General features: G+C 73.9%; 11 protein-coding genes. 6 read left to right on the forward strand and 5 right to left on the reverse strand.

Annotated elements, in window-relative coordinates; genetic code table 11:
• The first annotated feature begins 13 nt into the window (after window positions 1-13).
• The gene (locus LOC65_RS15675) at window positions 14-2,620 is read left to right on the forward strand and encodes a LuxR C-terminal-related transcriptional regulator (RefSeq protein ID WP_230248182.1); all 2,607 of its coding nucleotides are present in this window, start codon (window positions 14-16) and stop codon (window positions 2,618-2,620) included.
• Window positions 2,621-2,744: 124 nt separating this feature from the next.
• Entirely contained in the window at window positions 2,745-3,464 is a 720-nt protein-coding gene (locus LOC65_RS15680) for a hypothetical protein (protein WP_230248183.1), read from the forward strand.
• On the opposite strand, the gene LOC65_RS15685 is transcribed toward LOC65_RS15680, so the two are convergent.
• The gene (locus LOC65_RS15685; protein ID WP_009858193.1) at window positions 3,465-4,736 is read right to left on the reverse strand and encodes a mechanosensitive ion channel family protein; all 1,272 of its coding nucleotides are present in this window, start codon (window positions 4,734-4,736) and stop codon (window positions 3,465-3,467) included.
• Window positions 4,736-5,671: a histone deacetylase family protein gene (locus tag LOC65_RS15690; protein WP_029718625.1), complete on the reverse strand. Its 936-nt coding sequence runs from the start codon at window positions 5,669-5,671 to the stop codon at window positions 4,736-4,738. Before LOC65_RS15690 ends, LOC65_RS15685 begins: the two co-directional genes overlap by 1 nt.
• A gap of 36 nt (window positions 5,672-5,707) precedes the next feature.
• Here LOC65_RS15690 and LOC65_RS15695 point away from each other — a divergent pair, with 36 nt between their 5' ends.
• Genes LOC65_RS15695 through mltB form a run of 4 tightly spaced genes read left to right on the forward strand, consistent with a single transcriptional unit; the run spans window position 5,708 to window position 10,737 of the window.
• Window positions 5,708-6,634, forward strand: coding sequence for a MoxR family ATPase (locus tag LOC65_RS15695; RefSeq protein ID WP_230248184.1), 927 nt, complete (start codon window positions 5,708-5,710; stop codon window positions 6,632-6,634).
• A complete protein-coding gene (locus tag LOC65_RS15700) occupies window positions 6,631-7,584 on the forward strand; it encodes a DUF58 domain-containing protein (RefSeq protein WP_029718627.1) in 954 nt (317 codons plus the stop codon). Before LOC65_RS15695 ends, LOC65_RS15700 begins: the two co-directional genes overlap by 4 nt.
• Complete coding sequence (locus LOC65_RS15705; protein WP_230248185.1) at window positions 7,581-9,578, forward strand: DUF3488 and transglutaminase-like domain-containing protein; 1,998 nt, start codon at window positions 7,581-7,583, stop codon at window positions 9,576-9,578. Before LOC65_RS15700 ends, LOC65_RS15705 begins: the two co-directional genes overlap by 4 nt.
• Window positions 9,579-9,585: 7 nt before the next feature.
• Window positions 9,586-10,737: a lytic murein transglycosylase B gene (gene mltB / locus LOC65_RS15710; RefSeq protein WP_230248186.1), complete on the forward strand. Its 1,152-nt coding sequence runs from the start codon at window positions 9,586-9,588 to the stop codon at window positions 10,735-10,737.
• 1 nt (window position 10,738) lies between these two features.
• Here mltB and LOC65_RS15715 read toward each other — a convergent pair whose 3' ends face one another.
• From LOC65_RS15715 to LOC65_RS15725, 3 genes are read right to left on the reverse strand one after another with little or no spacing between them, the layout of a single operon-like run.
• On the reverse strand, window positions 10,739-11,701 hold the full coding sequence (locus tag LOC65_RS15715; protein ID WP_009856036.1) for an alpha-E domain-containing protein: 963 nt from the start codon (window positions 11,699-11,701) through the stop codon (window positions 10,739-10,741).
• Window positions 11,691-11,846, reverse strand: a complete 156-nt coding sequence (locus LOC65_RS15720) for an alpha-E domain-containing protein (protein WP_230248187.1) — start codon at window positions 11,844-11,846, stop codon at window positions 11,691-11,693. The genes LOC65_RS15715 and LOC65_RS15720 overlap by 11 nt, the downstream gene beginning before the upstream one ends.
• Before the next feature lies 1 nt (window position 11,847).
• Entirely contained in the window at window positions 11,848-13,284 is a 1,437-nt protein-coding gene (locus LOC65_RS15725; RefSeq protein ID WP_164962350.1) for a circularly permuted type 2 ATP-grasp protein, read from the reverse strand.
• Window positions 13,285-13,296: the final 12 nt, after the last annotated feature.

Raw genomic sequence — 13,296 nt, forward strand, 5'->3', positions numbered from 1 at the left:
GGGGGTCCGCGGCATGAGCTTCGCCCGCACCAAGATCCAGCCGCCCCGGCCGCGCGCCGGCACGGCCGGCACCTGGATCGAGCGCCCGGCACTCGACGCCCATCTGCTGGACGCGCTGCTCGGCCAGCGCCTGGTGCTGGTCTGCGCCGCCGCCGGCTACGGCAAGACCACGGCCTTGGCGCGACAGCTCGCCCGGCTGCCGGCCGGCACCGCCGTCGCCTGGATCTCGGCCGACGCCGACGACGACCTGCACCGCCTGCTGGAGTGCTGGATCGCGGCGCTCGAACCCCATGACCTGCCGTGGCGCACCGCGCCCGAGGCGCTGCTGGCGCGTGTCGACGATCCGCGCGGCCGCGCCCGGCTGGCCGCCGAGCTGCTCGACGCGCTCGAATCCTGCGAAGTCGAGCACGGCGTCATCGTCTTCGACGATCTGCACCGCGTCGCCGACGCCGCGTTCTTCGAGCTGCTCGACGGCGTGCTCGAACGCCTGGGCCCGCGCTGGACGGTGGCCGTCGCGACACGCGAGGACCCGCCGCTGTCGCTGGCGCGCTGGCGCGCCGCCGGCGAGCTGGCCGAGTTCCGCCGCCACGAGCTGCAGTTCGCCACCGAGGAAGCCGAAGCGCTGGCCGGCGCGCTGGAGGCCGAGGGCCCGGGCGCGACGGCGCTGGCCGCACGCACACGCGGCTGGCCCGCCGGCCTGCGGCTGGCCCTGGCGCACGGTGCCCGCAGCGCCGCCGCCGGCGAACGTGCGATCCGCGACTTCCTCGACGAGGAGGTGATCGGGCCGCTGCCGGCCGAGCTGCGGGCCTTCCTGCTGCGCAGCGCCGTGCTGCCCGAGCTGACCGCCGCGCGCGCCGCCGCCGTCACGGGTGACGCGCGCGCCGCGGCCCAGATCGAGCGCATCGAGCGCCTGGGCCTGTTCGTCAGCAGCCTGCAGGCCGCCGAGCCGACGCTGCGGCTGCACGACCTGTTCCGCGAGACGCTGCTCGAACGCCTGCGGCTCGAGCACCCCGACGAATGGCCGGCGCTGTGGCGGCGCGCCGCCGCCGGCGAGAGCGACCCCGCGCGCCAGCTGCCGATGCTGCTGCACGCCGGCGACGTCGACGGCGCCGCCGCGGCCCTGCTCGCCCAGGCGCCGACGCTGCTGACCGAAGGCGCGCTGGCCACCGTCGCCCACCTGCTGGCGCTGTTCCCGGACAGCTTTGCCGCCACGTCGCCGGCGCTGCACGAGGTGCGCGGCCTGCTGGCCTGGGCGCGCTGGGACTTCCCGGCGATGCTGCAGGCAATGCGCGCGGCCGAACGCGGCTGGGTCGCATGCGGCGAGGCCGACCGGGCGCGCGCCGCGGTGGCCTACCAGTCGCTGGCGCTGAACGCGCTGGGCCGCCACGTCGAGAGCGCGGCGCGGCTGGGGCCGCTGCGGCGCGAGGCGATGTCGCGCGACACGCGCGTCGTCGTGCTCGTCGCCTGCACCTGGCATGCGCTGGACCTGGGCTCGCTGCACCGGCTGGGGCCGCTGCTCGACGAGCTGGTGGCGCTGCTGGAGACCTGCGACGACGCATCGCTGTGGTACCGCGCCCACCCGCTGCCGCGCCTGAACGGCCTGCCGGGCACCGAGGCCGCGCTGCAGCGCTACGTGCGCGGCGCCTTGCGGGTCGCCGCCGACCGGCCGCTGCCGCTGCGTGCGCTGGCGCGTGTGCAGGCCGGCTGGCACCACGCCTGGCAGCGCGGCGAGCTCGACGCCGCCGAGCAGGAACTGGCCGCGGTGCTGGACGACTGCCGCTGGCTCGGCGAGCCGGCCAACGTCGCCGGCAGCGCGCAGCTGCTGGCGGCTTTCGTGCACGCGCTGCGCGGCGAACGCGAGCCGGCGCTGGCCGCCGCCGAGCGCCTGGTCGACGAACACCCGGCGGCACGCGGGCCGGCTTCGCTGTGGGTGCTGCGGCTGCACGCGGCGCGTGTGGCCGCACGTTTCGGCGAACGCGAGCGCCTGCTGCGCCATCTCGACTGGCTGCGCGGCCATCCGTCGGCCGACGGCTTCGCCGCCGCGGCCCAGGCCAGCCAGATCGAGGCGCTGGCGGGCCACGCCGAACGGCTGGCCGGCCGCCCCGATGCGGCGATCGACTGCTGGAGCCGGGCGCTGGAGTGCGAGGAGGCCGTCGACCGCCTGGGCCACGCCGTCGAGGTGCGGCTGTACCGTGCCGCGGCGCTGCTCGCCCAGGGCCGGCGCGAGTCGGCCGCCGCCGAGCTGGCGACCGCGGTGCGCCGCGTCGCCGGGGGTGCCGGCGTCGGCGCGGCGCTGTTCGCGCGCCCGGCCCTCGAGGCGCTGGCCGCCACCGACTGGACCGGCGTGCTGGCCGACGAAGCCGTCGCCGTGCTCGGCGGCTGGCTGGGCCGCGCCTTCGCGCCGCCGGCCGCGGCGCCGGCACCACTGCCCGGCGGCCTCAGCGCACGCGAGTGGGAGGTGCTGGAGCGCATCGCCGCCGGCGACAGCAACAAGCTGATCGCACGCGCGCTGGACCTGAGCCCGCACACCGTCAAGCGCCACGTCGCCAACATCCTCGACAAGCTGGGCGCCGCGTCGCGCGGCCAGGCCGCCGCCTGGCACGCCGCGCAGCGCGGCTGAGCCGCTGCCGATGGCCCGTCGTGGCCGCGGCGATGGCTCCTGCGGACGATGCCGGCGCCGGGGCCGCTGTCCAGACTTCGGTTCCACGCCGGCCGCAGGGCGCCGGCGATCACGAGGAACCCCGATGCACACGATCTCCGCCCTGCCGGGCAACACCTACGCCGCCACCGCGACGGCCGCGCGCTTCGACCTCTACGTCTTCATCCACAAGGCGCTGCGCGAGTTCATGCATCACACCGTCGCCGCCGTCGGCGCGATGGACCTCGACGACGCCGGCGAACGTGCCGACGTGCTCGACCAGGTCGAGCTGCTGCTGGCCACGCTGCGCGGCCACGTGCAGCACGAGAACGACTTCATCCACACCGCGATCGAGGCGCGCCGGCCCGGCGGCGCCGCCGACACCGCCGGTGACCACGTCGAGCACCTGGAGGCCATCGCCAACCTCGAGGACGAGACGCACGCGCTGCGCACGGCGGCACCGGCGCAGCGCGCGCTGCTGGCGCTGCGGCTGTACCGTCACCTCGCAGCCTTCGTCGGCGAGAACCTGCTGCACATGCAGGTCGAGGAGACGCGCAACAACGCCGCGCTGTGGGCGCTGTACCGCGACGACGAGCTCGTCGAGCTGCACGACCGGCTGATGGCGACGATCCCGCCGCAGGAGATGGCACTCGTCGTGCGCTGGCTGGCGGTGGCGCTCAGCGTGCCCGAGCTGGCGATCCTGTTCGCCGATCTGCGCGCCAAGGCGCCGCCGCAGGCCGTCGAGGCGCTGCTGGGCGTGGTGCGCGAGCAGGTGTCGGCGCCGCGCTGGGCGCGGCTGGCGCAGGCGATCGGCCGCGAGGCCTGATCAGTCGGCCGCGGCGTCGCCGACCTGGCGCACGACACGCTGCGGGAACGGGATCTCGACGCCCTCGGCGTTCAGCAGGCGCAGCAGCGCCAGGTTGACCGCCGAGCGCACGTTGCCCTGGCCGTTGTGCGGGTCGCCGATCCAGAAGCCGATCGTCAGCTCCAGGCCGTCGGCGGCGAAGCTGCTGAGCTGCACCGACGGCGCCGGGTCGGCGAGCACACGCGGCACCGCCGCGACCGCGGCGCTGATGCGCGGCATCAGCGTGTCGAGGTCGGTGCCGTAGGCCACCTGCACGACGGTCGACAGCCAGACCCGGGTGTCGGCCAGCGAGGCGTTCTCGACACGCTGCACGATCATCATCTCGTTGGGCACGATGGACTCGCGGCCGTCGAGCGCGCGGATCACGGTGTAGCGCGTGTTGATGTCGGTGATGCGGCCGGAGAATCCGTCGACGCTGACCATGTCGCCGATGCGCACGCTGCGCTCGGCCAGGATGACGAAGCCGCTGACGTAGTTGGACGCCAGCTTCTGCAGGCCGAAACCGAGGCCGACGCCGATCGCGCCGCCGAACACGCTGAGCGCCGTCAGGTCGATGCCGGCGGCCGACAGCGCCATCATCAGGCCGACGAACAGCAGCACCGAACGCAGCAGGTTGGCCGCCATCTTGCGGACCGACAGGTTGTCGCCCGCGCCCTTGAGCAGGCGCTGCTCGAGCACCTGCGAGATCCACAGCGTCAGCACCAGCACGATCGAGGTGTTGAACACCGCCTCGATGACGCTGCCCACCGACAGCCGCACGCTGCCGACCTTCCAGGTGATGGCGTCGAGTTCGGCCATCAACAGCGGCAGCACGCCGGTGATCCACAGCACCGCGCCGATCCAGGCGATCCAGGACACGCTGCGCTCGACGACGCGCATCACGCCCGACTTCGGGAAGGCCTGCTGCAGCACACGCACCGTCAGCCGGATCAGCAGCAGCGACAGCAGCACCGGCACCGCCAGGCGGAACACCGCGCGCGGCACCGCGTCGCCGAGGATCCACTCGCCGGCGACCGCGAAACACAGCGCCAGCAGCGGGAACAGCACGCCGTCGACGCCGCGGCTGCCGAGCCAGATCGAGCCCTTGTGCTCGACGCGGGCGGCGATCTGGCGCACCAGCGCCCAGGCCAGCGCCAGGCACAGCACGACGATGCCCAGCTCGATCAGCGCCCCGGGCGCACGCAGCGAATCGAAGATCTGGCCGAGGCGTTCGGCCGTCGTGGCGCGGACCATCAGACGTCGGCGAGCACCCGGATGTGCGCGGCCACGCTGCGCGCCAGCGCGCTGAGGTTGTAGCCGCCCTCGAGCACCGAGACGACGCGGCCCTTCGCGCAGCGGTCGGCGACACCGACGACCTGGCGCGTGATCCACTCGAAGTCGGCCTCGACCAGGCCGAGCTGGCCCATGTCGTCCTCGCGGTGGCCGTCGAAGCCGGCGGAGATGAAGACCATCTGCGGCTCGAACTCCTCCAGCCGCGGCATCCACATCGCCATCAGCGTCTCGCGCAGCTCGCCGCCGCGCGTGTACGGCGGGATCGGCACGTTGACCATGTTCTCGCCCTTGGGCACGGCGCCGCTGTACGGGTACAGCGGGTGCTGGAAGAAGCTGCACATCAGGATGCGCTCGTCGCCGGCGACGATGTCCTCGGTGCCATTGCCGTGGTGCACGTCGAAGTCGATGATCGCCACGCGCTTCAGGCCGCGCACGTCGAGCGCGTGGCGCGCCGCGATCGCGACGTTGTTGAAGAAGCAGAAGCCCATCGTCTCGTCGCGCGTCGCGTGGTGGCCCGGCGGGCGCACGGCGCAGAAGGCGTTGCGGGCGCGGCCGTCGAGCACGTCGTCGGTGGCCGCGACGCAGGCCCCGGCGGCACGCAGCGCGGCGCGCCAGGTGTCGGGGCAGGCGAAGGTGTCGGGGTCCAGCGCGCGGGCCTGGCCGCTCTCCTGGATCTGCACCAGCGCGTCCTGCAGCTGCAGCACGTAGCCGGCGCTGTGCGCGCGCTCGATCTGCTCGAGCGTGGCCGGCGGCGCGTCGCGGAAGTCGAGCGCGACGTCCAGGCCGGTGGCCAGCAGGTGATCGGAGATCGCGTCCAGCCGCTGCGGGCACTCGGGGTGTCCTGGCCCCATATCGTGCAATCGGCACTCCGCATGGCTGTAGAACGCGGTCGTCATGAGTCGTCGTTATGGTTTCGGGGTATGGTCCCGCGCATGGATTCGAGCCTTGCGCGCCAGATCTCCGGGCTGGTCGACCAGATTAGCACGATCATCGTCGGCAAACGCCCGCAGATCGAGGACAGCGTCGCCTGCCTGCTGGCCGGCGGCCACCTGCTGATCGAGGACGTTCCCGGCGTCGGCAAGACGACGCTGGCCCACGCGCTGGCCGGCTCGCTGGGGCTCAGCTTCTCGCGCACGCAGTTCACCGCCGACCTGATGCCCAGCGACCTGGTCGGCGTCAGCGTCTTCGACCGCCAGCGCGACGCCTTCGTCTTCCACCCCGGCCCGGTGTTCGCGCAGGTGCTGCTGGCCGACGAGATCAACCGCGCCGGCCCGAAGACCCAGAGCGCGCTGCTCGAGGCGATGGAAGAGCACCAGGTCTCGATCGACGGCGAGACGCGCGCGCTGCCGCGGCCGTTCTTCGTCATCGCGACGCAGAACCCGAGCGACCAGCTCGGCACCTACCCGCTGCCCGAGAGCCAGCTCGACCGCTTCCTGCTGCGCATCACGCTGGGCTACCCCGACCGCGCCAGCGAACGTGCGCTGCTCGCCGGCGAGGACCGGCGCGAGCTGGCGACGCGGCTGCAGCCGGTGATGGACCCGGCCGGGCTGCTGGCCGCGCAGCAGGCGGTGCAGCGCGTCAAGGCCAGCGAGCCGCTGCTCGACTACCTGCAGGCGCTGATCGCCGAGACACGCTCCGGGCGCTGGTTCGTGCAGGGCCTGTCGCCGCGTGCCGGCATCGCCGTGCTGCGCGTGGCGAAGGCCCGCGCGCTGATGGCCGGGCGCGACTGGGTCGCGCCGGAGGACGTGCAGGCGCTGCTGCCGCAGGCCGTCGCCCACCGGCTGCAGCCGGTGCCCGGTGCCGGGCGCGGCGCCGTGGCGCAGGTGCGGGCGATGGTCGAGGCCACGCCGGTCCCGTGATCGCCGCCGCGCGCGAGGCCTTCGAGCGCTGGCTCGAGCGCCGCATGCCGGCGTCCGACACCTGGACGCTGACCCAGCGCAACCTCTACATCGTGCCGACACGCGCCGGGCTGGCGTTCGCGGCCACGCTGCTGGCGATGCTGCTGGCGTCGATCAACTACCAGCTCAACCTCGGCTACGTGCTGACCTTCCTGCTCGCCGGCGCCGGCCTGGTGTCGATGCACCAGACGCACGGCACGCTGCGCGGGCTGACGCTGCACCTGAAGGCGCCGCGGCCCGGTTTCGCCGCCGACGCGGCGACGGTGGAGATCGTGCTGACCAACCCCGGCCGGCGCCCGCGCCACGGCATCGCGCTGGGCTGGCGGCGCCAGGGCGGTGTCGCCTGGTGCGACGTCGACGCCGGCGCCCAGGAGACGGTGCAGCTGGCCTTCGTGCCGCCGCGGCGCGGCTGGCACGCGCTGCCGCTGGTGGTCGTCGAGACGGTGTTCCCGCTCGGGCTGTTCCGCGCCTGGAGCGTCTGGCGGCCGGCCGCGCGCGTGCTCGCCTGGCCGCGGCCCGAGACGCCGGCGCCGGCCGTGCCGGCCGCCGCGGCGCAGCCGGGCGAGGCCGCGGCGCCCGCGGCCCAGCCCGCCGGGCAGGAGTTCGACGGCGTGCGCCACTACCGCCGCGGCGACGGCCTGCGCCAGATCGTCTGGAAGAAGGTCGCGCAGACCGGCGAGCTGGTCAGCCGCGACGGCCGCGGCGAAGGCCGGCGCGAGGTCTGGCTGGACTGGGCCGACACGGGCGGCGACACCGAACGCCGGCTGTCGCGGCTGGCGGCCTGGGTGCAGGCCTGCGAACAGGCCGGCCGGCCCTGGGGGCTGCGCCTGCCCGGCCGCGAACTCGCGCCCGGCGGCGGCGACACGCAGCGCCGCGCCGCGCTCGACCTGCTGGCGGGCTGGCCCGGATGAGCCCGCCGCCGCGCACGACGCGCGAGGCGCGCGACACGCTGTTCCTGCTGGCCGTCATCGGCTGGACGCTGCTGCCGCACGCCGCCCACGTGGCCGTGTGGTGCAGCGTGCTGGCCGGCGTGATCCTCGTCTGGCGGGCCTGGCTGGCGGTGGGCAACCGGCCGCTGCCGGGGCACTGGGTGCGGGTCGGCCTGCTGCTGCTGGCCGGCGCGCTGACCTTCTGGAGCGAGCGCACGCTGCTGGGCAAGGAGGCCGGCGTCACGCTGCTCGTCGTGCTGATGACGCTGAAGACGCTGGAGCTGCGTGCGCGGCGCGACGCGCTGGTCGTCTTCTTCCTCGGCTTCTTCGTCGTGCTGACGAACTTCCTGTACTCGCAGAGCCTGCTGGTGGCGGCGTCGATGCTGCTGTCGGTGTGGGGGCTGCTGGCGGCGCTGGTGCTGGCGCACATGCCGGTGGGCCGGCCGCCGCTGGCGCGCGCCGGGGCGCTGGCGGCGCGCGCGGCGCTGCTCGGCGCGCCGGTGATGGTGGCGCTGTTCCTGCTGTTCCCGCGCATCGGCCCGCTGTGGGGCGTGCCCAACGACGCCGCCGGGCGCACCGGGCTGTCGGGCACGATGCGCCTGGGCGGCGTCGCCGAGGTGGCCAACGACGACTCGATCGCGCTGCGCGTGCGCTTCGACGGCGCGGTGCCGCCGCCGGACGCGATGTACTTCCGCGGCCCGGTGCTCGGCCGCTTCGACGGCCTGGACTGGAACCGCGTGCCCGAGCGCTTCGGCGCGGCCGGCGAGCCGCAGCTGCTCGGCGCCCCGCTGCGCTACGAGATGACGCTGGAGCCCAGCCGGCTGGCGATGCTGCCGCTGCTGGAGATCACGCCGGCGCGCGACGGGGCCGCGCCGCGGCTGGAAGGCTGGAGCCCGCGGCTGCGCGCCGACCTGCAGTGGCAGCTCGACCGCCCGCTGACCGACCGCGTGCGCTTCAGCGCCGCGGCCTGGCCGGCCCACCGCCACGGCCCGCGCAGCGCGGTGCCGCAGCTGGCCGACTGGCTGGGCCTGCCGCCGGGCTACAACCCGCGCACGCTGGCCTGGGCGCGCGCGCTGCAGGCCCGGCCCGAGCTGGCCGGCGTCGACGCGCGCACGCTGGCCGCGGCGCTGCTGCGCGAGGTCGCCAGCGGCGGCTACGGCTACACGCTGGAGCCCGGCCCCTACGGCCGCGACGCGATCGACGAGTTCTGGCTCGACCGCAAGCTGGGTTTCTGCGAGCACTTCGCCGCGGCCTTCGTCGTCGCGATGCGCGCGATGGGCGTGCCGGCGCGCATCGTCACCGGCTATCAGGGCACCGACCCGGCGCCGGTGGACGGCTGGTGGATCGTGCGCCAGCGCAACGCCCACGCCTGGGCCGAGTACTGGCAGCCGGGCGTCGGCTGGGTGCGCGCCGACCCGACGGCCGCCGTCGCGCCCGAACGTGTGCAGCGCGGCAGCAGCCTGGCGCCGGCGCCGGGTTTCGTCGCCGGCACGATGGTCGCCGTCAACCCGGCGCTGGCGGCGCGGCTGCGCGAAGCCTGGGAGACGCTCAACAACCGCTGGAACCAGGCGGTGCTGAACTACTCGCGCCAGCGCCAGTTCGACCTGCTGCGGGCGCTGGGCGTCGAGTCGCCCGACTGGCAGGACCTGGCGCGCGCGCTGGTGCTGCTGGCCGCGGCCGCCGCAGCCGCCGGTGCCGGCTGGGCGCTGTGGGACCGCCACCGCCAGGACCCGTGGCAGCGCCTGCAGGCGCGTGTGCAGCGGGCGCTGGCCGGCCGTGGTGTCAAGGTCGGCCCGCAGCACGGGCCGCGGGCGCGCGCCGAGCGTGTGCGCGCCGCGCTGGGCGCGGCCGGCGAAGCGCTGGCCGTGGAGCTGGAGGCGCTGGACCGGCTGCGCTACGGCGACGGCGTCGCCCAGCCGGCGCGGCGCTGGTGGCCGGGCTTCGCCAAGGCCCTGCGCCAGGTGGGCCGCCCATAATGGGCCGATGCCCGCCCCGAAGTCCGCCCTCGCGAGCATCGCGCTGATCGCCCTGGCCCTGGCCGCACCGCCGCTGGTTCACGCCGCCGAGAAGCCCGCCCGCAAAACCACCGCCGCGCAACACGCCGCGGCGAAGAAGAAACCCAAGGCCAAGGCCGTGGCCCCCGCCGCGCCGCTGTACGGCGAACGCGAGGACCTGCGCCGCTTCGCCGCCGAGGTCGCCGAGCGCCGCGGCCTGGACGCCGACTGGGTCGCTGTACAGCTCGCCCAGGCGCGCCGGCTGGACAGCGTGCAGCGCCTGGTGATGCCGCCGCCGGCCGGCACGGCCAAGGACTGGGCGGCCTACCGCGCGCGTTTCGTCGAGCCGCGGCGCATCGCCGCCGGGCTGGCCTTCTGGCAGGACCACGAGGACGCGCTGGCGCGTGCCCAGGCGCGCTGGGGCGTGCCGCCGGAGATCGTCGTCGGCATCATCGGCGTCGAGACCTTCTACGGCCGCATCACCGGGCGTTTTCGCATCGTCGACGCGCTGGCGACGCTGGCCTTCGACTTCCCCACCGGCCGCAGCGACCGCAGCCCCTTCTTCCGCCGCGAGCTGGAGGAGTTCCTGGTCTGGGCCGAGCGCGAGGGCCGCGACCCGCAGGCGGTGCGCGGCTCCTTCGCCGGCGCCATCGGCCTGCCGCAGTTCATGCCCAGCAACCTGAACCGGCTGGCCGTGGACTTCGACGGCGACGGCCACGTCGACCTGGGCGGCAACGGCGTCGACGCCGTCGGCAGCGTCGCCCACTTCCTGTCGGCGCACGGCTGGCAGCCGGGGATGGCGACAACGCACGCGGTGGCGCCGCCGGTCGACACCGCGGCGCGTGCGCGGCTGCTGGCGCCGGACATCGAGCCCAGCTTCACGGCCGCCGAGTTCGCCGCCGCCGGGGCCGAGCTCGACGCCGCCGGGCGTGCCCATGGCGGCCCGATGGCGCTGGTCGAGCTGCAGAACGGCGCCGCGGCGCCGAGTTACGTCGCCGGCACCGCCAACTTCCGCGTGCTGACGCGCTACAACGCCTCGTCGTACTACGCGATGGCGGTCATCGCGCTCGGCGACGCGGTCGCCCAGGCGCGTGCCGAGGCCGCCGCCGCCGCGACGGCAAGCGGCCCGGCGGCGCGCTGAATCAGGCCGCCACCGGCACCAGGAAGTCGCGCCCGATGCCGGCGCCGAGGTCGTTGACGCGGTCCAGGAACTGCGTCAGGTAGGCGTGCAGCCCGGTGGCCAGGATCTCGTCGATGCGGCCGTACTGCAGGTCGGCCTGCAGCCGCCCGGCGCGGCGCAGCGTCTCGGCGCTCTGCTGGTTGGCCACCGGCTCGAGGTTGGCGACGACCTCGTTCATGCAGGCCGCCAGCGAGCGCGGCATGTCCGGGCGCAGGATCAGCAGCTCGGCGACACGCTCCGGGCGGATCACGTTGCGGTAGACCTTGCGGTAGACCTCGAAGCCGGAGACCGACCGCAGGATCGCGCTCCAGTGATAGAAGTCGACCTCCTGCGTCTCCTTGACGTTGCCGTTGCCGAAGTACTCGGACGACAGCGCGTGGAACTTCACGTCGAGCAGGCGCGCGGTGTTGTCGGCGCGTTCGAGGAAGGTGCCGACACGCAGGAAGTGCATCGCCTCGTCCTGCAGCATCGTGCCGACGGTGACGCCGCGCGACAGGTGCGAGCGGTACTTGACCCACTCGAAGATCGCGCCCGGGTCGCGCTCGAAGCGGCCGGCCTTGAGCAGGCGGTTGAACTCCAGCCAGGTCTGGTTCTGCGTCTCCCAGACCTCGGTGGTCAGCGCGCCGCGCACCGCGCGCGCGTTCTCGCGCGCCGCACGCAGGCAGCACAGGATGCTCGACGGGTTGGTCTCGTCGCGCACCATGAAGTCCATGACGTTGCGCGGCGTGACCTCGCGGTACTTCTGCTGGAAGCTCCAGGTGAGTTCGCTGATCGACAGCAGCCCCTGCCAGCCCTGCTCCGCCATGTCCGCCGACTGCGGCAGCAGCGAGGTCTGGTAGTTGACGTCCAGCATCCGGGCGGTGTTCTCGGCCCGCTCCATGTAACGGGCCATCCAGAACAGATGATCCGCGGTCCTAGACAGCATGGTGGTCCTCCATCAGGCCGAAAACCCCGCCGCGCGCTGCCGCGCGCCGCGGCATTCTGGCTTCGCCGCAGGCGCTTCGCACCTGAACGGCCCGCTCCATGTAACGGGCCATCCAGAACAGGTGGTCGGCGGTTCTCGACAGCATCTCAGTCCTCCAGAACCCAGGTGTCCTTCGTCCCGCCGCCCTGCGACGAGTTGACGACGAGCGAGCCCTCCTTCAGCGCCACGCGCGTCAGCCCGCCGGGCACCATCTGCACGCCCTTGCCCGACAGCACGAAGGGCCGCAGGTCGATGTGGCGCGGGGCGATGCCCTGCTCGACGTAGGTCGGGCAGGTCGACAGCGCCAGCGTCGGCTGGGCGATGTAGTTCGACGGGTTGGCCAGCAGCTGCTGGCGGAAGGCCTCGATCTCGGCCTGGCTGGCGGCCGGGCCGACGAGCATGCCGTAGCCGCCGGCGCCGTGGACCTCCTTGACGACCAGCTCACCCAGGTGCGCCAGCACGTGCGCCAGGTCGCCCGGCTCGCGGCAGACCCAGGTCGGCACGTTGTGCAGGATCGGCTTCTCGCCGAGGTAGAACTCGATCATCCTCGGCACGTACGGGTAGACGCTCTTGTCGTCGGCGATGCCGGTGCCGATGGCGTTGGCCAGCGTCACGTTGCCGGCACGGTAGACGTCCAGCAGCCCGGCGCAGCCCAGCGTCGAGTCCGGGCGGAAGGCGCGCGGGTCGAGGAAGTCGTCGTCGACGCGGCGGTAGATGACGTCGACACGCTTGGGGCCCTGCGTGGTGCGCATGTAGACGAAGCCGTCGCGCACGAACAGGTCCTGGCCCTCGACCAGCTCGACGCCCATCTGCTGGGCGAGGAAGGCGTGCTCGAAGTAGGCGCTGTTGTACATGCCGGGCGTCAGCACGACGACGGTCGGGTCGTCGGCAGCCGTCGGGGCGCACTCGCGCAGCGTCTCCAGCAGCAGGTCGGGGTAGTGCGCGACCGGCTCGATGCGGTGGCTGGCGAACAGCTCGGGGAACAGCCGCATCATCATCTTGCGGTTCTCGAGCATGTAGCTGACGCCGCTGGGCACACGCAGGTTGTCCTCCAGCACGTAGTAGCAGCCGCTGCCGTCGGGCTGCGCGGCGCGCACGATGTCGATGCCGGCGATCAGCGAATAGACCTGGCCCGGCACGTCCACGCCCATCATCTCGGGGCGGAACTGGCTGTTGCGCAGGATGAGGTCGGCCGGCACGACGCCGGCCTTCAGGATCTCCTGCTCGTGGTAGACGTCGTGCAGGAAGCGGTTCAGCGCGGTGACGCGCTGGGCGAGGCCGGCTTCGAGCTCGCGCCATTCGGCGCCGGGGATCACGCGCGGGATGACGTCGAACGGGATCAGGCGCTCGGTGCCGGCACCGTCCTCGTCCTTGGCGCCGTAGACGGCGAAGGTGATGCCGACACGGCGGAAGATCATCTCCGCCTCGCTGCGTGCCGACTGCATCGCGTCGGCCGGCTGCTGGCGCAGCCAGCGTTCGTAAGTCCGGTAATGGGACCGCACGGCGCCGTCGGCGGCGCTCATCTCGTCGAAGCTGGGCTTCATCGTCGACATCGC

It is taken from the genome of Rubrivivax sp. JA1055 (assembly GCF_020966565.1).
GTDB classification, from domain to species: domain Bacteria; phylum Pseudomonadota; class Gammaproteobacteria; order Burkholderiales; family Burkholderiaceae_C; genus Rubrivivax; species Rubrivivax benzoatilyticus.